This is a genomic window from Cohnella baijiui, assembly GCF_020731285.1.
Classification (GTDB): domain Bacteria; phylum Bacillota; class Bacilli; order Paenibacillales; family Paenibacillaceae; genus Cohnella.
The window spans coordinates 1-293 of record NZ_JAJFOW010000224.1 but is presented as its reverse complement, the minus strand read 5'-3'; the positions used below and the strand labels follow the sequence as shown (position 1 = coordinate 293).

1 protein-coding gene is annotated in these 293 nt (G+C 45.1%); it reads left to right on the top strand.

Annotated elements, in window-relative coordinates; translation table 11 throughout:
- On the top strand, positions 1-234 hold a 234-nt coding region (locus LKX83_RS32405), incomplete at its 5' end, for a YheC/YheD family protein (RefSeq protein WP_227887390.1).
- Between the last annotated feature and the right edge of the window lie 59 nt (positions 235-293).

Here is a 293-nt window from a genome sequence, read left to right as displayed (position 1 = left end):
GCCCGCTATCTAGAGAAGACGCTGCCAGACCTTGCTGATATCGGGCTTGATATCGGATTGACGAAGAAGGGAAAACCTCTGTTTATTGAATGCAATGGACGGGATCAGCGCTATGCGTTTGGCAATGTGCGCATGATGGAGGAATGGAAGGCAACGTATGCAAATCCGATGGGCTATGCCCGTTACTTGCTTGATAAAATAGATGCACAAGAAAAAAAAGACAGCACGGATTAGGTGCTGTCTTAGCTTATGCATAGGCTGTGGAGTAGATTATTTGTCCTTCATTTCTTTTA